We start from the raw sequence: 19,605 nt of genomic DNA on the forward strand, positions 1-19,605 counted from the left end.
GACGAAGCCGCGGGCGCGCTCGGTGTACTTGTCGAAATTCACGTGTCTGCACCTCCCCGTACCGGCGATCCGCCGCCCGCCACGCGGCACGGCCTCGCCGAAACGACGTCCCCCGGCGCGTGCCGCAGAGGACCCCGGCGCGTCTGGGCCGCCGGTATCCGGGATGTGGTGTTGCATATCGGCACCACAAGGGCCCGGACGGGGCTTGCGCACGACGGAATTTCAGGGTCACGCTCGGGACATGGCTCAGCCTCAGACCCTCCACCTCTCCGCCCTGCACCGCTACCCGGTGAAGGGGCTCAGTCCGGAACCGCTCGACGCGGCCCGGCTCGAGACGAGCGGCTATTTCCCCGGCGACCGCCTCTACGCGATCGAGAACGGCCCTTCGGGGTTCAACGCGGTGGCGCCGCGCCACCTGCCGAAGGTCAAGTACCTGATGCTGATGCGCGACGAGGCGCTGGCGCAGCTCCGCACCCGCTACGACGACGCCACCGCGACCCTGCACGTGGCGGGCGGGGGCGAGACGTTCTCGGCCGATCTCGGCACGCCGGAGGGCCGGGCGCGCCTCGAAGCCTTCCTGCGGGACTTCATGCCGGGCAGCCTGCGCGGCGAGCCGCGGGTGCTCGCCGCGCCCGAGCAGTACCGGTTCACCGATTCTCGCACCGGCTTCGTCTCGCTCATCAACCTCGCCAGCGTGCGCGCCGTCGAGGCGATGCTGGGCAAACCCGTGGACCCGCTGCGCTTCCGCGGCAACCTGCTCGTCGAGGGGCTGGAGGCGTGGGCCGAGCTCGACCTCGTCGGCGCCGTCCTCGAAGGTCCGGACGGACTGCGCCTCAAGGTGACGAAGCGGACGGAGCGCTGCGCGGCCACGAACGTCGATCCGGCCACCGGCGCGCGCGACCTCGAGATCCCCTGGACGCTCGACCGTCACCTCGGCCACCGCGATTGCGGCGTCTACGCCGAGGTTCTGGCCGGCGGCACCCTGCGGGTCGGCGACGCGCTGAGCCGGATCGCCTGAGGCGGCTCTCGCCTCAGGGGGCCCGGTCCGCCGTGCGCAGAGGCTCGGCGCCGGGGTGGCGCCGCTCGCAGGTGATCTTCAGGTAGCGCCCGTCGCCGCCCGGCAGACCCGCCGCCGCGGCGGTGGTCTGGCCGTGCATCACGCACTCCACCGGGGTGCGGACGGGGGCGACGATGACGTCGAGGGCGGTCGCGCGGGAGCAATCCCTGGCCAGCAGGGTGCCGGCGCAGACGAGCGCGACGGAGAGCAGTTCAGGCATGACGGACCCCTTGATCGTGGTTCGAGAAGGTCCGCGGTGGTGCTCTGGCGTCCGAGCCGCCGCGTGATTGTTGCCTCGGCGTTTCCTCACTCAGTCCGCTGCCCGGCGAGGCACGCAGGGTGCCCGTCCGGCGGCGACGACAGGTTGTGCGGCCTGCGGGAGACAGGCCCCGTTGTTTCCCGCGCGGATCTCAGCCGCGGGCGGTGAGCCAGGCCGGCTCCATCTCCTCGGCGGGGATCAGGGCGGCGACCGTGTCGAGATCGACCGTGAAATTCTGCGTGAGCAGGTGCCAGACCTCGGCGGCGTCGGCGGCCTTGAGGCGGATGCCCTCGAGCGTGGTGGAGAGGAGCGTCGGGTTCGTCAGGGTCGGGCGGGCGAGCAGCGGGTCGGCGTTGAGCATCGGGGAACTGGTCCTGTTCGGCTCCTGTAGAATTCGCCGACATGGTTAACAAACGGTTGAGGATTGAAAAGCCCGCATGGTGCGCACATCAATTCAACTCTTGGTGGTCAATCGAGACTAATCCGGGAAAGACAATTGTATTCATCGAAGGAATTACAAGCATGCCGTGTCGGGCACGCCCCGTCGGGCTCGCCGTGTCGGGCCGCCGGCTCCGCGCCGCATCCGCCGACAACCCCGTTCCAGAGCGCGGCGAGACCGGTCCGGGACGCATCCTCGGAGCCTCGGCCTTCTCCGCTCCCCCTTCCGCCGGAGCGCGGGCTCAGCCTCGGCCCTCGTTCCGGGCGCGCCCGCGTCGGGGCCGCCTCGCCCGCACGGCTCGGGCGCAGGATGCGGCATTTTTCGCGCCGCAGGCTTCGCAGGGCGTTCCGCGTCCTGTAGAAGCCCGCCCGCGTCCGGAGTCCCTCTCCCCGGTTCACAGAGGCTACGATGACCGACCTGCCGAACGTGCACGTGCGCGCCGAAGTCCTGGCCCAGGCCCTGCCGCACATGCAGCGCTACGATCAGGAGATCGTGGTCATCAAGTACGGCGGCCACGCCATGGGCGACCGGGCGGCGGCGGAGGATTTCGCCGAGGACGTGGTGCTCCTGGAGCAGTCCGGCCTGAAGCCGGTCGTGGTGCACGGTGGCGGCCCGCAGATCGGCCGGATGCTGGAGCGGCTCGGCATCGAGTCCGAGTTCCGCGGCGGCCTGCGCGTCACCGACGAGGCCACCGTCGAGGTGGTCGAGATGGTGCTCGCCGGCTCCATCAACAAGCAGATCGTCGGCTGGATCTCCGCCGAGGGCGGGCGCGCCATCGGCCTGTGCGGCAAGGACGGCAACATGGTCCGCGCCAAGCGGGCGATGCGCACCGTGAAGGACCCGGAGAGCCAGGAGGAGAAGGCGCTCGACCTCGGCCTCGTCGGCGAGCCCGAGCACGTCGAGCGCGGCGTCCTCGACGCGGTCCTGAAGGCCGAGCTGATCCCCGTCCTCGCCCCGGTCGCCTACGGCGCGGACGGCCAGACCTACAACGTCAACGCCGACACCTTCTCGGGCGCCATCGCCGGGGCGCTGCGGGCCAAGCGCCTGCTTCTCCTCACCGACGTGCCGGGCGTCCTCGACAAGGACAAGAACCTGATCCCCGAGCTGACGGTGGAGGATTGCCGCCGCCTCATCGCGGACGGCACCATCACGGGGGGCATGATCCCCAAGGTCGAGACCTGCATCTACGCGATCGACCAGGGCGTCGAGGCGGTGGTCATCCTCGACGGCAAGGTGAACCACGCGGTGCTGCTGGAGCTGTTCACCGATTACGGCGCCGGCACCCTGATCCGCCGGAACTGACCGTGGCGCCGATCCGGGCGCGCGCCGAAGCGGCGCGCCCGGATCGGCCCGGGCGCTTTCCTTTTGCGGCCAAGGCGTCCATCTTAAGGAGCCCGGCCGACGCCTCCCGGCGTCCCAAGCTGAGCGCACCGACCCTTGTACTCTCCGGCCCCCAGCCACTTCACCACCGGCGACGCCCGACGCTTCGATCGCGTCGACACCTGGGTGTTCGACCTCGACAACACGCTCTACCCGAGCGACGCGCGGGTCTGGCCGCAGGTGGACGAGCGCATCACGCTCTACGTCATGCGCCTCTACGGGCTCGACGGGCTCTCCGCCCGCGCCCTCCAGAAGCACTTCTATCACCGCTACGGCACCACCCTGAAGGCGCTGATGATCGAGGACGGCGTCGAGCCGCACGACTTCCTCGACTTCGCCCACGACATCGACCACTCGACGATCAAGCTCGACCCGGCGCTCGGCGAGGCCATCGAGCGCCTGCCCGGCCGCAAGCTGATCCTCACCAACGGCTCGCGCCGGCACGCCGAGAACGTCGCGGCCAAGCTCGGCATCCTCGACCATTTCGAGGACGTGTTCGACATCGCGGCGGCCGACTTCGTGCCGAAGCCCGAGCGCACCACCTACGAGCGCTTCCTCGCGCGCCACGGCGTCGATCCGGACCGCTCGGCCCTGTTCGAGGACATCGCCCGCAACCTCGTGGTGCCGCACGACCTCGGCATGGCGACCGTGCTGGTGGTGCCCCCGGTCCTCGACCCGTTCCGCGAGCGCTTCGAGCAGGAGGCGGTCAAGGAGCCGCACATCGACTACATCACGAACGACCTCGCGGGCTTCCTCTCGCAGCAGGTGCTGCCCGAGGCGGGGCGGGCCGCGTGAGCGCGCTCACCGACGCGAAGGCGCCGACGCTCGCCGAGATCGAGGAACTCGCCTTCGCCGCCTACGAGCGCCTGCCGGAGGCGTTCCGGCGCCTGAGCGCCGGCGTCCAGATCCTCGTCGACGACTTCCCCGACGAGGAGACGATGACCGAGATGCAGTGCGAGACCGAGTTCGACCTGCTGGGCCTGTTCCGCGGCGTCGGGCTCGCCCAGTCGGGCGAGGTCGCCACCGGGCAGATGCCCAACATGGTCTGGCTCTACCGCCGGCCGCTCCTCGACTACTGGGCCGAGCACGACGAGACGCTCGGCCACCTCGTCACCCACGTCCTCGTTCACGAGATCGGCCACCATTTAGGCCTGTCGGACGACGACATGGAGGCGATCGAGGCGGCCGCCGACGCGGCGGCCTAGCCGCCGACAGGCGGCCTAAGGGGCCTCGACCTCGCGCTCCTCGCGGATGCGGCGGAGCAGGCTGATCTTCGGCCGGCGCGAGCGGAACTGGCCGCGCTGGATCGAGACGAACACCAAGATCGTCACGGTCAGCGTCGTGAACCACCACATCACCGCGAGCCCGATGCCGATGCAGGCGATCGTGTAGGCGGTGGCGATGGCCGCCATGGCGCCGGGCGCCAGCGCCGGGGCGTCGCGCCCGATCCGGTGGATCGAGACGTAGAGGCCGTAGGCCGCCGCGAAGGCCCCGACGATGCCGAGCTCGTACCAGAACTCGAACAGCATCGTGCTCGGCGCGTTGTGCGGCAGCAGGTTGTAGGCCCGCCCGCGCAGGGCCGTCTCGAAGCCGTGGCCGGTGAACAGGCGCACCGGCTCCGAGGTCACCACCTTCTGCCACGCCTTCAGCGAGAGCACGCCCGGATTGCCCGAGCCGAACAGGGTCGCGCCGAGCGGCCGGCCGACGAACGGGATCAGCGGGGCGAGCGCGAGCAGCGCCGCGGTCACGGCGGCCGTCAGCGCGACGCCGATGCGCGGGCTCACGGTGGTGAGCAGGAAGGTGGCGGCGCCGACGGCGAGCGCGATGATCTGCGTGGCCTTCGGCGAGGCGGCGATGGCGGCGGCCACGATCAGGGCGGTGACCAGGGCCTCGCGGTCGCGGTGGCGCGAGCGCAGCCACGCGACCGCCGGCCAGACGAGGAGCGCCAGCATGATCAGGCCGCGGTCGAGGATCTGGTCGTCCTCCGCGCCGCTGCGCACCAGGGCGTCGCCGAACAGTCCGATCATCACCGCCACGATGCCGCCCGCGGTGACGCCGAGGGGCAGCAGGTAGAGGTTGGCGGAGCGCATCCGGTCCGGCAGGGCGAGGTAGCCGGCGAGCGTCAGCAGGATCGTCGCGAGGAGGTTGAGGACGCGCTCGGCGCCCGAGTTGAGGAAGGGCGTCCAGGCGAGCGAGAGCGCCGCCCACAGGAGCACGAGGCCGCCCGCCAGGAAGGCGGGCGAGCGCACGAGCGCCGTCAGCGCCGGCCGCAGCGGGCGCTGGCGCCCGTCGAGCGCGCTCGCCAGGATCAGCAGCACGATGGCGATCGGCGCCAGCACCACGGTGGCGCGGCGGCCGACCTGCGCGACGACCGGGATGATCACGAACAGGCCGAAGAAGCCGACGCGGCGCAGCAGCGCCGCCGCATCGAGCGCGGGATCGACGGTGGAGTGGGACGCGCGCGACATGATGCGACTGGCAGACCGTGAGCCGGCGCGGGGGCCTCCGTCCGGCGTGCCGTTCTCTCCTAGAGCAGCCGAAACCGAGCGGCTGTAGACCCTGGGCAACACATACTGGCACAGGCGCGCCCGCCTGTGCAGTGCGAGGGTGCAGGTTGGGAACGGACCGGGCGGATCAGGCCGTCGAGGTCTCCGGCCGCGGGCGCCGCCTGAGGCCGCGCCGGCCGAGATCGGACAGGACGCGCCAGCCGCCCCAAGCCGCGAGAAAGCCGATCAGCCCCGCCACGATCCCGTCCGCCGTCGTCGGCACGGCCGGCCGGTACTCCTCGTAGGTGGCGCGCGCCACCGCCATGTCGGGGTCGCGGATCAATGCGGCGAGGCGGCCGAGCGGGCTCGTGGCCTCGCGGAGCGCCTGCTGCTGCGCGGTGAGCGCGGCGAGGCGCTGGATGTCGGCCCGCGCCGCCTCGCCGCGGCGGGCGACGAGGCTGTCCGGATTGGTGCGCAGGCGGTCGACCGCCCCCTCGCGGCTGTTGCCCGTGGCGCGCGCGTCCGACTCGAAGGTCTCGACGCTGCGGCGCAGCTCGTCCACCGCCCCGCCGAGGCGCTGCGCGTATTGCTGCGCGAATTCCGGCCCCTGCGCCGCGACGGTGCCGCCGAGGAGCCCGAGGGCGAGGCCGAGCGTGCGGAAGACACGGAACACGAATCCACCCCCCTGAAAGCGTGTCGGTGAGAGAAGAGCACGGGGTGGCCGCGGGTTCCAGCCGCGCGCCTCAGCCCGGCAGGGTGAGGAGGCCGGCCTGCCCGTCGGCGCAGCCGAAGGCGAGGCGCCCGCCCCGCCCGTCCCAGGCGAGCGCCGAGACGGCGCTGCCCTTCGCCGCGGGCCGCACGAGCAGCTCCGAGGCGTCGGTGAAGCGCACGAGCAGGATGCACCCGTCCTCGTAGCCGATGGCCAGCACCGGCGCCTTCGGGTGGAACGCCACCCGCGAGACGCGGGCGGGCCGCACGCCGCACTCGCGCGGGGCCTTGCCGGTGGGGCCCTCCTTCGAATCGAAGGGCCAGACGATCGCCGCCTCGGCGCCGCTGGTGGCGAGCCAGTGCCCGTCCGCCGACCACGCGGTCGAGCGGACCTTGGCGGGGTAGCCCGACATCCGCATGTGGCCGCGGTCCGGCTGCAGGCGCCAGCCGTGCAGGGCGTTCTCCTGCATGGTCGTGATCACGAAGCGGCCGTCCGGCGACCACGTCACGTCGATGTGCGAGCCCTTCCACTCGATCACCTCGGGCGGCGTCTCGTGGTTCGGGTACCAGAGGCTGGCGCCGTTGTAGTGCGCCACGGCGAGGCGGTAGCCCTTCGGCGCGAAGGCGAGGCCGCGGGCGCTGGAGGGGGCCGTGAACGTCCGCTCCCGCCCCTTGGCGTCCCGCGCCACCACCCGGCGCCCCGCCGAGAAGGCGAGGCCGCCGTCCGGATGCACGGCGAGCGCGTCGATCCAGGCGCCGTTGGCCGCCGCCGCGACCTCGGTCGGGCGACCGTCGCCGCGGATCTCGACCACGCGGCCGTCGTCGCCGCCGGTGACGAGGCGGCCGGCATCGCCCGCCGCCGCCAGGATGGCGCCGTCCGGATGCGCGGCGATGCGCTCGCCGGAATCCCCGCGCTGCAGGACGACGGTGCCGTCGCCGAGCGCCAGCGCCAGGGCGTCCTTGAGCCAGTGGGCGGCGGTGACGTGCGCGCCCGCCTCGATCGGCGCGACGTGGCTCGTCAGGGAGGGGGCGGCGGTCGCGGACATGGTCTGGGGTCACCTCGTGTGATGCGGGGTCGGTCAGGCGGTCTTTTCCACCGGCGCGCGCGCGATGAGAAGAGCCGAGACGACGGCGAGGCCGGTGGTGATCCCGGCCGGCAGCACCAGTGCCATCAGGCCGAAGCGGCCGTAGGCCACGGTGCCGCCGAGCGCCCCGCACAGGAGCGCCAGCCACACGACCCCGTCCCCGACCCAGCCGTAGCGCGGGCCCCGCCCCGTCAGGGCGAGCGCCACCTTCTGCCCGAAACTGAACAACGCGCCCGTGACGAAGGTGGTGCCGGCCCGGAAGCCCTGCACCTGCGCCAGCACGGCGTTCTGCGCGCCCATGGCGAGCGCCATGAACAGCGAGGCGAGCCCGTGGTCGGGCGTGGCGAGGCCGAGCGAGAGGGCGCCGAGCACGGTCAGCGCCTCGAAGGCGAGCACGATCGGCGTCGCCCAGCGCGCGGGGACCGCCAGCGCGAGCCCGCTGCCCAGCACGCTGCCGACGAAGAACATCGTCACGAGCAGGCAGGGCAGCAGGGCCTGCCGCCACTCGCCCCGGCCGAGGGAGACCGAGAACTGCGTGGTGTTGCCGCTCATGAACGAGGTGTAGAGCCCGCCGAGCTCGATGAAGCCGAGCGCGTCGACGTAGCCCGCCGTCGCCGTGAGCGCGAGCCCGTAGGCCACCTGCCAGGACCGGTTCATGAAATCATCACCGTGCCCGGTCCCGGTAACGCCTCGTTAACCAGTTCCGGCGCTCCATCGGGGGTGGGGCGCGCAGGGTTAAAGCTTCGCTCACCAAACCTCGGCAATTCGATGGGAACACGGCGAACGCCGGGTCGGGGCCTCCGTTGGTCTCGCGATCCGGCAGCGGGACGTTCGGCCCGCGCCGGGTGAGTTGGAGTTGCGTCATGATCCCCCAAGCCTGCGCTGCCTTCTCCGTCCCCGCCTTCCTCGACGGCCCCCTCGAGACCATCCTCGTGGTCGAGGACGAGGCCATCGTCTGCGAGCTCGCCGCCGAGGCGCTCTCCGACGAGGGCTACCGGGTGCTCACCGCGGCGGACGCCCTCGAGGCGGAAGCGATCCTGGCGCGCGAGAGCGTCGATCTGCTCTTCACCGATATCGACTTGGCCCGCAACACGAACGGCATCGCGCTCGCCCGCCACGCCCGCCGCGAGCGGCCGGACCTCGCCGTCGTCTACACCTCGGGCGGGCGCGGGAGCCTTTCGCACGGCGAGGCCGTTGCGCAATCGGTCTTCGTGCCGAAGCCCTACCGGCCGAGCGACCTCGTCGCCCTGACGCGGGACATCCTCCGCCGCAGCAACCCCCACCACGCCTGAGCGGCCGACGACCGGCCGCCCGCCGGAGCCCGACCATGAGACGCCCCGCCCGCATCTCCGCCCTCCTCCTGCCCCTCCTCGCCGGCGCTCCCGCCGAGGCCGCCTGCGACCTCACGGGGATCCGGCTGGAGGAGCGGATCGCCGAGACGAGCGAGCTGCGCGAGAGCGCCAACAAGCAGACGGTGCGCGACCTGCGCACCCTGCGCGACGCGGCCATCGTGCTCGACGCCTACAAGTACGAGGCGGAGTGCGAGCGCCTCGTCGGGATCGTGAAGGCGCTCGCCGCCAACCCCGTGAAGGCGATCGAGCAGGGCGGCGACACGGACGAGGAGAAGGCCGAGAGCGTCGAGGAGACCCGCGAGCCGAAGGCTCCGGCCGAGCCCGGAAAGCCCCGCTGAGGCGGGCCGGCCCGCGACCTCGGCCCCGGCGGATCTACTGCGCCGCCGGCTCCTTCCTCTCGCTCTTCTCGCCCGCCCGCATGCGCGCCAGCGTCCGGGCGAGCTTCTGCGCCATCTGGGCGCGCAGATCCTCCGTCACCTCGATGTCGACGAGGCGCCAGGACCACGCCCTCAGGCGCAGGCGGATCCTGAACTGGCGGGCGCGCGGCGCGTCGGGCGGCACCGAGACCACGACGGTGCGGAAGCCCCGCATCTCCGTGGCGAAGTAGTAGGCGGCGAGCCGCCCGAGCCCCTCGATGCGCAGGCCGGAGGCGGCGCCGGCCTGGGCCCCCCGCGGCACTTCGAGGCTCTCCGGCCAGCCGTCGTCGAGGAGATCGACCACGGTCTTGGCCGTCACCATGGTCTCGGCCAGCGCGAGCGCGAGGCCCACCGCCGCCTCGTTGAGCTTCTGCTGCTCGCGCGGGTCGAGGTCGCCGCTCTCGTTCAGCGCCGTCCGGGCCGCGCTCGTGGTCTGGCGCACCAGCGAGAGCCGGAGCGTCCGGAAGTTCACGTGGGCGTCGACGTAGGCGACGTCGCGGGCCTCGACGGCGCGGGCGAGGCTGTAGAGCGAGACGAGCGGCGTCAGCGTGAAGGCGAACCAGGCCAGGGCCAGGAGGATGGGGACGTACCACCAGCGCATCCCCGGTCCTCAGTCCGTGCGGCGCGGGCTCAACCCCGCGCGTGCCATGTGGACAGTCCGGAGAAGGCCCTGATCACGCTCTCGTAGACGGGCCGCTTGAACGGGATGATCAGCCCGGCGAGCCCGTCGAGCGGGGCCCAGCGCCAATCCTCGAACTCGGAGCGGAAGCGGCCGCCGCCGGGGCGCAGCACGTCGATCTCCGCGTCGTCGCCGAGGAAGCCGAAGGCGAACCACTTCTGGGTCTGGCCGCGGTAGCGCCCCTTCCAGGCCTGCTTCATCACGTCGGGCGGCAGGTCGTAGGGCAGCCAGTCCGGCACCTCCGCGAGGAAGCGCAGCGAACCGGCGCCGACATTCGTCTCCTCGTGGAGTTCGCGGATCGCCGCCTCCCGCGGGTCCTCGCCCTCGTCGACGCCGCCCTGCGGCATCTGCCAGGAGAAGTCGCCGGCCACGTGCTCGGGCCCACCCTCCTTGCGGCGCCGGCCGATGAAGACCAGCCCGTCCCGGTTCACCAGGGTGATGCCGACGCAGGGGCGATAGGGCAGATCGACCGCGGCGGTCGCGGCGTCGGCGGGGCTCTCAATCGTCATGGGGCTCGCGGGTCATGGCGCGTGACCATAGCAGCCGGCCCGGTCCCGGCAACGCCCCGACGGCCCCTGTTTGGGCGGCCCGAGCCGCTATTCGGCCTTCGAGACGCGGGTTCCGGCCGCCGGACCCCGCAGAGCGGCGCTCACGGGCACGAGCCGCAGGCCGCGGGCGTCGAGATCCCGGGCCCAGCGGGAGATCCGCTCGATCGTCAGCGGCGAGGCTCCGGCGGAGGCGAGCACGAAGCCCTTCGTGCGGGCCTGCGCCTCCAGGCGGGCGAGCTCGCGGTCGATCGCCTCGGCCCGCGGCACGGCGTCGAGGACGATCTCGGCCCGCGCCGCCGGCGCCTTGGCCTTGCCGGCGAGGCTCGGCGCGAGGGAGCGCTGCGCGGTGCCGTCGTCCACGAAGCCGAGGCCACGGGCTGCGGCCTCGCGCAGGACCGGCTCCAGGGCCGTGCCCTCGGCGAGCAGCTTCGAGCCCATCAGGTTCGTCAGGCCGACGGCGCCCGGCAGCCGGCTCATCGCCCAGGCGAGGCGATCGGCGTTCTCGGCGGGCCTTGCGGCGGCGAGCAGGGTCTGGGGCCCGGGATCGCTGTCGGGATAGTCGAACGGCTCCATCGGCACCTGGATCAGCACCTCGTGGCCGAAGTCGCGGGCGCGGGCGGCGCTGCGCTCGACCTCGCCGTAGGGCGCGAAGGCGAGGCTCACCTGCGGCGGCAGCTTCACGATGGCGCTCGCGGTGGCGGACTGGCCGGTGCCGAGGCCGGTGAGCAGGATGGCGATGCGCGGGCCGGAACCCGGCTCCTCGGGGCGGGCGTAGACGTCGAGGGCGCGCAGCCGCCCCTCCCCGAGCTTCGGCATGGTGCCGTGGCGGCCGCGCTCCGAAAGGCGCGGATCGGGCGCGGGTGCGAGCTTCACCTCGGCGGTCGGCACGCGGATCACCACCGCCTCGCTCGGCGCCGCGGTGCCGGAGGGGCGGAACACGGTGACGCCGGAGGCGCTCTCGACCTCCTCGGCGCTGCGCTGCGCGGGGACGGGCGGCAGCTCCGCCTCCGCCGTCCGCACCGGCTCGGCCGGCGCCGGGCGCTGCGCTTCGGCCGGCACCTCGCGCAGGGCGATCGGGGCGACGATCCGGGGCTCGCCGCCGCGCGGATCGCCGGCGAGGTAGAGCAGGCCGACGGCCGCCAGCGCGCCGGCGCCGAGCCCGGCATGGACGTGCGCCGGGCGCAGGCGGGCGCGCAGGCGCGCGAGGCGCCCCTTGAGGCTGTCGTCGGCCGGCTCGGGCACCCCGAGGGGCCGGGTCAGGATATCGTCGGAGGGCAGGCTCACCGCGTCCTCGGGCAGGGGCGGCCGCGACGGGCCCCACGCGCGCGAGGCGGTCCCCCGCCGCCATTGCGGGCCGTCATGGTTAACGTTCGGCTAACGGGGTGCGCCCGCACCGCGGCCGGATGCGCCGCGCCTCCGAATCGGCGGCTAGAGACGAGAAACCCCGCCCGGATCCCGGGCGGGGTCTCGCGATGAGGATGGCGCGCGTCGCGCCGGTCAGTTCGGCAGGCTCGGCTTCTGGGTGTTGGCCGCGCCCTTCTGGATGCCGCGCAGGAAGTCGAAGGCGGCGGTGAGCTGCTTGTCCTTGGCCGGGTCCGGCGGGACGTAGGCGGAGGAACCGCCGCGCTCCTCCGTGTCCTTCTGCTTGAGGTGACCCTTCAGGCCCGCCTCGCCCTTCGTCTCGTCCTTGCCCTTCAGCTCGTCCGGCACGTCCTGCAGCACCTCGACGTCCGGCTCGATGCCCTTCGCCTGGATGGAGCGGCCCGACGGCGTGTAGTAGCGCGCCGTGGTCAGGCGCAGGGCGCCGCTGCCGCCGAGCGGGATGATCGACTGCACCGAGCCCTTGCCGAAGGAGCGGGTGCCGAGGACCGTCGCGCGCTTGTGATCCTGGAGCGCGCCGGCCACGATCTCGGAGGCCGAGGCCGAGCCGCCGTTCACCAGCACCACCACCGGCTTGCCCTTGGTGATGTCGCCGGACTTCGCCGAGAAGCGCTGCGTCTCGTCGGGGTTGCGCCCGCGCGTCGAGACGATCTCGCCGCGGTCGAGGAAGGCGTCGGAGACCATCACGGCCTGGTCGAGCAGGCCGCCCGGGTTGTTGCGCAGATCGATCACGTAGCCCTTGACCTTGTCCTGCCCGATCTCGGTCGTGAGCTTGTCGACGGCGTTGCGCAGGCCGTCGAAGGTCTGCTCGTTGAACTGGGTCAGGCGGACGTAGCCGATGTCGCCGCCCTCGGCGCGCGAGCGCACGGGCTTGATCTTGATGACGTCGCGGGTCAGCGAGACCTCGATCGGGTCCTTGGCCTCCTTGCGGCTGATCTTCAGCTTGACGGAGGAGTTGACCGGGCCGCGCATCTTGTCGACCGCCTGGTTCAGGGTGAGGCCCTGCACCTGCTCCTCGTCGATCTGCGTGATGATGTCGTTCGCGAGGAGGCCCGCCTTCGAGGCCGGGGTGTCGTCGATCGGCGTCACGACCTTGATGAGGCCGTCCTCCATCGTGACCTCGATGCCGAGCCCGCCGAACTCGCCGCGGGTCGTCGTCTGCATGTCGCGGAAGGCCTTCGCGTCCATGTAGCTCGAGTGCGGGTCGAGGGAGGTCAGCATGCCGTTGACGGCCGCCTCGATCAGCTTCGATTCCTCGGGCTTCTCGACGTAGTCGGTCCGCACCTTCTCGAAGACGTCACCGAACAGGCTGAGCTGGCGATAGGTCTCGGCCGATGCCGCCACCGCGCTCGGACCCGAGAGGAACTGGGTCTGCGTCGCCAGCATCGACGTGCCCGCGCCGAGGAGCGCGCCGAGCATGACCAGGGACATCTTGCGCATTATCCGCGAACCTTCTCGCTGGGGCCTCTCGCCCACCAAGGCTCCGGGTCGATGGAGCCGCCGTCCTTCTTGAACTCGACGTACAGGACGGGATCGCCGCGGTCACCGTCCCCGGCCGCGGGGCTTGGCGCCCCCTCGCCCATGCTCGCCACCGGCTCCCCGGCGAGCACGAACTGGCCGACCTCGACGTTGATCTGATCCATCCCAGCCAACAACAGATAGTAGCCATCGCCCGCATTGATGATCAAGAGACGGCCGTACGAGCGGAACGGTCCGGCGAAGGACACCCACCCGTCCGCCGGTGATGCCACGACCGCCTTCGGCCGGGTCGAGAGCGAAATGCCGCGCGTCATCCCGCCGTTGCCGTCCGGCTGGTTGAAGGCGCGCACGAGGCGCCCGCTCACCGGCCTCGGCAGGTCGCCGCGGGCCTCGGCGAAGCGGACCTTCGGGGCGAGGCGGGCCGGGTCCCTGAAGCCCGCCGCGGCGAAGCGCTCCTGGGTGAGCCGCGCCTCGCGCAGCTCGGCGTTGCGCGCCTCCTCGGCGGCGCGGCGGCGGGCGGTGACCTCGCCCTGCATCCGGTCGACGAGATCCTTCAGGTTCTTGGCCTGGACGCCGAGCTCGGCCGCGCGCAGGCGCTCGGCGGCGAGCCCGCTCTCCACCTCCGCGAGGCGGGCGCGGCGCGCCGTCATCAGGGCGTTGAGGCGCTGCTGCTCCTTCGCCCAGCCGGCGAGATCGGTGCGCAGGCCCTCCTTGTCGGCCGCGATCAGGCCGCGCAGCCGCACGAGCTCGGCGAGGTCGCTCGCCAGCGTCTCGGCCTCGCCGCGCAGCTCCGGCACCACGGCGCCGAGCAGCATCGAGGTGCGGATCACGGCGAGCACGTCCTCGGGCTGCACCAGCACGGCCGGCGGCGGGCGCCGCCCCATCCGCTGCAGGGCGGCGAGGATCTCGGCGATGACGCCCCGGCGCGCATCGAGGGAGCGCCGGATCGCCGACTCGCTGGCGCCGAGGTTGCGCAGGCGCTCCTCCAGCCGGCTCATCCGGTCCTCGGTGGCCTGGGCCTGCCGCGTCGCGTCGAGCAAGGCCGCGTTCAGCTTCGCCCGGTCGCCGCCGATCGCGGCGATCTCGGCCTCGAACTGCGCCCGCGCGCTCGACGAGGCGGCGAGCGCCTCCTCGATCCGCTTCAGGCTCTCGGCGCGCCGGTCCCGCTCCTCCTGCGCCTGCCGGATCCTGTCGGCCTCGCCGGGGGGCGCAGCCTCGGTCGCGGCCGCCGGTGCCGGGGCGGCAGGTGCCTGCGCGGACGGTGCCTGCGCGCCCGCGGGCCAGCCCGCCGCGAGCAGCCCGAGCCCCATCCACCCTGCGAGAGAGATCCGCCGCGCGCGCCCCATCACGCCTCTATGCCGCCGATTGCCCGTCCGGGCCACCGCGATGGTAGGGGTGCCCGGCCAGGATCGTGAGCGAGCGATAGAGCTGTTCCAAGGCGACAATCCGCACGAGCCCGTGCGGCAATGTCGCGGCCCCGAAGGAGAGGACGAGGTCGGCGCGGTCCCGTACGCCCGGATCGAGCCCGTCCGCGCCGCCGATCGCCACGACGAGGGCGGGCTTGCCCGAATCACGCCACGCCCCCACCCGCTCGGCCAGCCGCTCGCTCGGCAGGTCCGCGCGGCCGCGCTCGTCGTAGGCCACGAGGATGCCGCCGGCCGGGCAGAGGGCGAGGAGCTGGCCGCCCTCCTCCGCGCAGCGGTCGGGCGCGCGGCGCGCCCGGCTCTCGGGGATCTCGACCATGTCGCAGGCGGGAAGCCCGAGGCCGCGGCCGATCTGCCCGGCGCGGTCGCGGTAGCGCGCGGCGAGGTCGCGCTCGGGGCCGGCCTTCAGCCGCCCGACCGCGGCGACGAGGAGCCGCAAGGGAGCGGCGTCAGCCGGCCATCCGGCCGACCGGCCGGTCGGCGCCCCACATCTTCTCGAGATTGTAGAAGCCGCGCACCTCGGGCCGGAAGATGTGCACGAGCACGTCGCCGGCGTCGATCAGCACCCAGTCGCAGGCGGGCAGGCCCTCGACGCGTGCGGTGCCGAAGCCCTTGTCCTTCATGTCCTGGATGATCCGGTCGGCGATGGCGCCGACATGGCGCTGGGAGCGGCCGGACGTGATGATCATCGTGTCGGCGAGCGAGGTCTTGCCGGCGAGATCGATCGCGATGGTCTCCTCGGCCTTCATCTCGTCGAGGCAACCGAGCGCCAGGGCCCTCAGATTCTCTGCCCGTTCGAGGGCGGTGGTCTCGGAACCGTTGGTTCCCATGTCGATCGTCTCGGACAGCGTCCTGGTTCCTCAGGTGAATACGGGTGCGCGCCAGCATTCGCGCGTGCTTGAGAGATTGGAGGCTTCGCCGCGCGTTTTCAATACGCCGGCCGCTCCCGTCCCGGTGATTCGGTACGGATCGGCGCGCCGCTCAAGCGCCGCCGGCATCCGCCGCCCGGCGGATCGCGGTGGAGGACAGGTCCGAGCGCGGCCCGTGCAGGTAGACCCAGGCGGGCGGCGCCAGCCCGGCGAGCCGGCCGGCGTCCCGCTCCGGCACCCGGAAGCGGCGCAGGGCCGCGGCGGCGGGAGCGCCCGGCGCCGCGAGGGTGAAGCCGGGGCGGTCGACCACGGCGATCGGCACCAGCCCGGCGATCTCGCGGAAGCCCCGCCAGCGGTGAAATGTCGCGAGGCTGTCGGCCCCCATGATCCAGACGAACCGGAGGTCGGGACGTCGCCGGACGAGGACGCGCAGCGTGTCGCGGGTGTAGCGGACGCCGATCGCGGCCTCGACGGTGGTCACGGCGATGCGCGGGTCGTCGGCTACCGCTTCCGCGAGGGCCGCCCGCTCGGCGAGCGGGGCCAACGCGCCGCGATCCTTCAGCGGGTTGCCGGGCGTGACGAGCCACCAGATGCGGTCGAGCCGCAGCCGCCGCAGGGCGGTGAGGCTGACGTGGCGGTGGCCCGCATGGGCCGGGTTGAAGGAGCCGCCGTAGAGGCCGATCCGCTGGCCCGGCGCGGCCGGCGGCAGGCGCGGGAGCATCCGCCGGTCAGGCCGCTCGCGGCCCGCTCACGGGCGCGTCTGGCCGCTGCCGTGCACCCGGTACTTGAAGGTGGTGAGCTGCTCCACGCCCACCGGGCCGCGGGCGTGCATGCGCCCGGTGGCGATGCCGATCTCGGCGCCGAAGCCGAACTCGCCGCCGTCGGCGAACTGCGTCGAGGCGTTGTGGGTGACGATCGCCGAATCGACCTCGGCGAGGAAACGCGTCGCCTCCGCCCCGTCCTCGGTGATGATCGCGTCGGTGTGGTGCGAGCCGTTCTCCTCGATGTGCTGGATCGCGGCGTCGAGCCCGTCGACCACGCGGGCCGAGATGATCGCGTCGAGGTACTCGGTGCGCCAGTCCTCGGGCGAGGCCGGCGTCACGCGCGGGTCGGCGGCGCGCACGGCCTCGTCGCCGCGCACGGCGCAGCCCGCGTCGAGGAGCGCGCTCACGAGAGGCGCGAGATGGGTGCCCGCGCAGGCGCGGTCGACCAGCAGGGTCTCGGCGGCGCCGCAGATGCCGGTGCGGCGCATCTTGCTGTTCAGGAGCACGGTGCGGGCCATGTCGAGGTCGGCGCCGGCCGCCACGTAGACGTGGCAGATGCCGTCGAGATGGGCGAAGACCGGCACCTTGGCCTCCGCCTGGACGCGCTCGACGAGGCTGCGCCCGCCGCGGGGCACGATGACGTCGACGCAGCCGGAGAGTCCCGTCAGCATGGAGCCCACCGCGGCGCGGTCGCGCGTCGGCACGATCTGGATGGCGTCCGCCGGCAGGCCCGAGGCGGTGAGCCCCTCGCTCATCGCCCGGGCGATGGCCATGGCGCTGCGGTGGCTGTCCGAGCCCGCCCGCAGGATCGCGGCGTTTCCGGCCTTGAGGCAGAGCGCGCCCGCATCGGCCGTCACGTTCGGGCGGCTCTCGAAGATCACGCCGACGACGCCGAGCGGCACGGCGATGCGCTCGATCAGCAGGCCGTTCGGGCGCTCGAAGGCGGCGAGCTGGCGCCCCACCGGGTCGGGCAGCGCCCCGATCTTCTCGACGGCGTCCGCGATCCCTGCGAGGCGCGCCTCGTCGAGGGTGAGGCGGTCGATCAGCGCCTGCGTCTGGCCCGCCGCCTTCGCCGCCGCCACGTCGCGGGCGTTCTCGCGCAGGATCTCGGCGCTGCTCGCCCGGATGCGCTCGGCGATGGTGCGCAGCGCGACGTCCTTGGTCTGGGCCGAGGCCAGCGCCATGCCGCGCGCCGCGGCGCGGGCGCGGCGGCCGATTCCCGCCATCAGCGTGTCGAGGTCGTCGGCGCCCGCGAATTCGGATCTCAGGTTCAGAGCGGGCACGTTCGCCGATCCTCGCGCAGGTCTCGCGGCCGGGAGGTCTGTGGCCGCCTCAGTAATGCCCTGTCTATGCACGGCGCGAAGGCGCGAAACAACCCGCCGGGGCGGCGGCCCTGCCCTACTCCGAGAACATCGCCATGTCGTCGCGATGCACCATCTCGGCGCGGCCGGGATGGGTCAGGAGGTCCGCGATGTGGCTGCTCGGGCGGCCGATGATGAGGGCGGCCTCGGCGCTGTCGTAGGCCACGAGGCCGCGCCCGAGCGTGCGGCCGGAGAGGTCGCGGATCAGCACCGCGTCGCCCCGCCCGAAGCTGCCCTCGATCGCCCGCACGCCCACCGGCAGCAGGCTGGCGCCGCCCTGGAGCGCGCGGGCCGCCCCGTCGTCGATGACGAGGCTGCCGCGGGGCTCCAGCGAGCCCGCGATCCAGGTCTTGCGGGCGGCCGTGGGCGTCGAGCCCGACAAGAACCACGTGCAGCGCCCGCCCGAGACGATCGTGCGCAGCGGGTTCTTCTCGCGCCCGTCCGCGATGATCAGGTGGGTGCCGCCCCCGACCGCGATCTTGGCCGCCTCGACCTTGGTGCGCATGCCCCCGCGCGAGAGGTCCGAGGCGGGCCCGCCCGCCATCGCCTCGATCTCGGGGGTGATGCGCTCGACGACCGGCAGGTGGCGGGCTCCGGGATCCGCCTTCGGCGGGGCCGTGTACAGCCCGTCGATGTCGGAGAACAGGACCAGGACGTCGGCCCCGATCATGGTGGCGACGCGGGCGGCGAGGCGGTCGTTGTCGCCGTAGCGGATCTCGCTCGTGGCCACCGTGTCGTTCTCGTTGACGACCGGGACGGCGCGCACCTCGAGGAGCTTCAGGGTGGTGGCGCGGGCGTTGAGGTAGCGGCGGCGCTCCTCGGTGTCCCGGGGCGTCACGAGGATCTGGCCCGCCACGATGCCGTGATGGCCGAGCGCCTCGGCCCAGTGGCGGGCGAGCGCGATCTGGCCGACCGAGGCGGCGGCCTGGCTCTCCTCGAGGCGCAGCGCGCCGGGCGGGAAGCCGAGCACGGTGCGCCCGAGGGCGATGCTGCCCGAGGACACGACGAGCACGTCGACACCGCGGGCGTGCAGCTCCGCGATGTCCTCGGCCAGCGCGGCGAGCCAGGCGTGCCGCAGCCGGCCGCGGGCGCGGTCGACCAGCAGGGCCGAGCCGACCTTGATCACGACGCGGCGGAAATCTTCGAGGCTCGGGATCATGCGCGGGTTTCGTGTGCGGGCTCGATGTCCGTGTGCACGAAGTCGTCGCCCTTGAACAGCAGCGGCGCCGCATGGGTTCGGGCCACCGCGTAGGCGAGGCAATCGCCGAAGTTCAATTGGGCCCGGTGTCCCCGCCCCTTCCCGAAGCGCAGGAAGGCGTCGGAGGCGGCGCGGTACATGTCGAGGGTGAAGGGCACCACCGTGACGGACGGCCAGCCGACGAGGTTGTCCAGGAAGCGGGGCGCGAAGTCCGGAACGCGGGCCGTGAGCACCATGCGCGCTTCCAGAAGGGTCGGTGGCGCGACGATGGCCGAGCGGGCGACCACGATCTCCTCGAACAGGTCTCCCTCCGCCTCCTCCATCGCGATGGCGACGATGGCCGACGTGTCGAGGGCGATCATTTCGGCAGGCCGTACTCGTCGTACATGTCGGAATGGTCGGAGGTGCCGGGCAGGCGCCGATATTTCCGGCCCTCCCGCACGAGCGCGCGGATCGCTTCGAGTTCCGCCTGCTGCGCCGGCGTGAGGCCCGCGCCAGCGCCGAATTCGACGGCAGGCGTGCCTGCGGCGCGCGCGGCGCCCGTCTCTGGTGCCTGCTGCGCAAGACGGATTTCGTAGGCCCTCAAGGCCCTCACGACCACGTCGTCGAGGTCGGTGGCCAGCCGCTCCGCCAGCACGCCGGCAAGGCGCCGCGCCTCCTCGTTCCGTATGATCAGGGGCTTGGTCATCGCTCCGCTCGCCGCCGATTCGCCGCGCTTCCG

General features: G+C 72.9%; 24 protein-coding genes. 6 read left to right on the top strand and 18 right to left on the bottom strand.

The genetic code is table 11. The features are described from left to right. The first annotated feature begins 241 nt into the window (after positions 1-241). On the top strand, positions 242-1,018 hold the full coding sequence (locus MOX02_RS18055; protein WP_147027187.1) for an MOSC domain-containing protein: 777 nt from the start codon (positions 242-244) through the stop codon (positions 1,016-1,018). A 13-nt stretch (positions 1,019-1,031) separates the two neighbouring features. Here MOX02_RS18055 and MOX02_RS18060 read toward each other — a convergent pair whose 3' ends face one another. Next, complete coding sequence (locus MOX02_RS18060; protein ID WP_147027188.1) at positions 1,032-1,277, bottom strand: hypothetical protein; 246 nt, start codon at positions 1,275-1,277, stop codon at positions 1,032-1,034. Between the two features lie 190 nt (positions 1,278-1,467). After that, positions 1,468-1,677: a hypothetical protein gene (locus tag MOX02_RS18065; protein ID WP_147027189.1), complete on the bottom strand. Its 210-nt coding sequence runs from the start codon at positions 1,675-1,677 to the stop codon at positions 1,468-1,470. 486 nt (positions 1,678-2,163) lie between these two features. Between MOX02_RS18065 and argB the strand changes: the two genes are divergently transcribed. From argB to MOX02_RS18080, 3 genes are all read left to right on the top strand, one after another. Then, positions 2,164-3,057, top strand: a complete 894-nt coding sequence (gene argB / locus MOX02_RS18070; protein ID WP_147027190.1) for an acetylglutamate kinase — start codon at positions 2,164-2,166, stop codon at positions 3,055-3,057. A 135-nt stretch (positions 3,058-3,192) separates the two neighbouring features. Continuing rightward, entirely contained in the window at positions 3,193-3,930 is a 738-nt protein-coding gene (locus MOX02_RS18075) for a pyrimidine 5'-nucleotidase (RefSeq protein WP_147027191.1), read from the top strand. Further along, positions 3,927-4,340, top strand: a complete 414-nt coding sequence (locus MOX02_RS18080) for a metallopeptidase family protein (RefSeq protein ID WP_147027192.1) — start codon at positions 3,927-3,929, stop codon at positions 4,338-4,340. The genes MOX02_RS18075 and MOX02_RS18080 overlap by 4 nt, the downstream gene beginning before the upstream one ends. A gap of 15 nt (positions 4,341-4,355) precedes the next feature. Here MOX02_RS18080 and MOX02_RS18085 read toward each other — a convergent pair whose 3' ends face one another. The 4 genes from MOX02_RS18085 to MOX02_RS18100 form a co-directional block, all read right to left on the bottom strand. Next, positions 4,356-5,603, bottom strand: a complete 1,248-nt coding sequence (locus tag MOX02_RS18085; RefSeq protein WP_147027193.1) for a peptide ABC transporter permease — start codon at positions 5,601-5,603, stop codon at positions 4,356-4,358. A 166-nt stretch (positions 5,604-5,769) separates the two neighbouring features. Further along, positions 5,770-6,294: a DUF2937 family protein gene (locus MOX02_RS18090; RefSeq protein WP_147027194.1), complete on the bottom strand. Its 525-nt coding sequence runs from the start codon at positions 6,292-6,294 to the stop codon at positions 5,770-5,772. Positions 6,295-6,364: 70 nt separating this feature from the next. Beyond that, on the bottom strand, positions 6,365-7,375 hold the full coding sequence (locus MOX02_RS18095) for a WD40 repeat domain-containing protein (protein ID WP_147027195.1): 1,011 nt from the start codon (positions 7,373-7,375) through the stop codon (positions 6,365-6,367). Between the two features lie 33 nt (positions 7,376-7,408). Continuing rightward, entirely contained in the window at positions 7,409-8,071 is a 663-nt protein-coding gene (locus MOX02_RS18100) for a YoaK family protein (RefSeq protein WP_147027196.1), read from the bottom strand. 206 nt (positions 8,072-8,277) lie between these two features. Between MOX02_RS18100 and MOX02_RS18105 the strand changes: the two genes are divergently transcribed. Both MOX02_RS18105 and MOX02_RS18110 read left to right on the top strand, forming a co-directional pair. After that, positions 8,278-8,706: a response regulator gene (locus MOX02_RS18105; RefSeq protein WP_147027197.1), complete on the top strand. Its 429-nt coding sequence runs from the start codon at positions 8,278-8,280 to the stop codon at positions 8,704-8,706. Between the two features lie 35 nt (positions 8,707-8,741). Further along, the gene (locus MOX02_RS18110) at positions 8,742-9,104 is read left to right on the top strand and encodes a photosystem reaction center subunit H (protein WP_147027198.1); all 363 of its coding nucleotides are present in this window, start codon (positions 8,742-8,744) and stop codon (positions 9,102-9,104) included. Positions 9,105-9,138: 34 nt separating this feature from the next. Here the strand turns inward: MOX02_RS18110 and MOX02_RS18115 are convergent, their stop codons facing one another. The 12 genes from MOX02_RS18115 to MOX02_RS18170 form a co-directional block, all read right to left on the bottom strand. Next, positions 9,139-9,783 carry a DUF2939 domain-containing protein gene (locus MOX02_RS18115; protein ID WP_147027199.1) on the bottom strand — a complete coding sequence of 215 codons (645 nt, stop codon included), beginning with the start codon at positions 9,781-9,783 and terminating at the stop codon, positions 9,139-9,141. Positions 9,784-9,812: 29 nt separating this feature from the next. After that, complete coding sequence (locus MOX02_RS18120) at positions 9,813-10,370, bottom strand: RNA pyrophosphohydrolase (RefSeq protein WP_147027200.1); 558 nt, start codon at positions 10,368-10,370, stop codon at positions 9,813-9,815. An 87-nt stretch (positions 10,371-10,457) separates the two neighbouring features. Continuing rightward, on the bottom strand, positions 10,458-11,693 hold the full coding sequence (locus tag MOX02_RS18125; protein ID WP_147027201.1) for a divergent polysaccharide deacetylase family protein: 1,236 nt from the start codon (positions 11,691-11,693) through the stop codon (positions 10,458-10,460). Positions 11,694-11,906: 213 nt separating this feature from the next. Next, positions 11,907-13,229: a S41 family peptidase gene (locus MOX02_RS18130; RefSeq protein WP_147027202.1), complete on the bottom strand. Its 1,323-nt coding sequence runs from the start codon at positions 13,227-13,229 to the stop codon at positions 11,907-11,909. Beyond that, a complete protein-coding gene (locus tag MOX02_RS18135) occupies positions 13,229-14,578 on the bottom strand; it encodes a murein hydrolase activator EnvC family protein (RefSeq protein WP_147027203.1) in 1,350 nt (449 codons plus the stop codon). Before MOX02_RS18135 ends, MOX02_RS18130 begins: the two co-directional genes overlap by 1 nt. A 43-nt stretch (positions 14,579-14,621) precedes the next feature. Continuing rightward, complete coding sequence (rlmH, locus tag MOX02_RS18140) at positions 14,622-15,131, bottom strand: 23S rRNA (pseudouridine(1915)-N(3))-methyltransferase RlmH (RefSeq protein ID WP_147027204.1); 510 nt, start codon at positions 15,129-15,131, stop codon at positions 14,622-14,624. Positions 15,132-15,141: 10 nt separating this feature from the next. Further along, on the bottom strand, positions 15,142-15,522 hold the full coding sequence (rsfS, locus tag MOX02_RS18145; RefSeq protein ID WP_147027205.1) for a ribosome silencing factor: 381 nt from the start codon (positions 15,520-15,522) through the stop codon (positions 15,142-15,144). A 151-nt stretch (positions 15,523-15,673) separates the two neighbouring features. Further along, entirely contained in the window at positions 15,674-16,282 is a 609-nt protein-coding gene (locus tag MOX02_RS18150) for a nicotinate-nucleotide adenylyltransferase (RefSeq protein ID WP_147027206.1), read from the bottom strand. A 27-nt stretch (positions 16,283-16,309) separates the two neighbouring features. After that, positions 16,310-17,608 (bottom strand): glutamate-5-semialdehyde dehydrogenase, encoded by a 1,299-nt coding sequence (locus MOX02_RS18155; protein ID WP_147027207.1) that lies wholly within the window; start codon positions 17,606-17,608, stop codon positions 16,310-16,312. A gap of 115 nt (positions 17,609-17,723) precedes the next feature. Further along, positions 17,724-18,845: a glutamate 5-kinase gene (gene proB / locus MOX02_RS18160; protein ID WP_147027208.1), complete on the bottom strand. Its 1,122-nt coding sequence runs from the start codon at positions 18,843-18,845 to the stop codon at positions 17,724-17,726. Continuing rightward, positions 18,842-19,246 carry a type II toxin-antitoxin system VapC family toxin gene (locus tag MOX02_RS18165; RefSeq protein ID WP_147027209.1) on the bottom strand — a complete coding sequence of 135 codons (405 nt, stop codon included), beginning with the start codon at positions 19,244-19,246 and terminating at the stop codon, positions 18,842-18,844. The genes proB and MOX02_RS18165 overlap by 4 nt, the downstream gene beginning before the upstream one ends. Beyond that, the gene (locus tag MOX02_RS18170; protein ID WP_147027210.1) at positions 19,243-19,572 is read right to left on the bottom strand and encodes a hypothetical protein; all 330 of its coding nucleotides are present in this window, start codon (positions 19,570-19,572) and stop codon (positions 19,243-19,245) included. Before MOX02_RS18170 ends, MOX02_RS18165 begins: the two co-directional genes overlap by 4 nt. Between the last annotated feature and the right edge of the window lie 33 nt (positions 19,573-19,605).

It is taken from the genome of Methylobacterium oxalidis (assembly GCF_007992195.1).
In the GTDB taxonomy this organism is placed as follows: Bacteria; Pseudomonadota; Alphaproteobacteria; order Rhizobiales; family Beijerinckiaceae; genus Methylobacterium; species Methylobacterium oxalidis.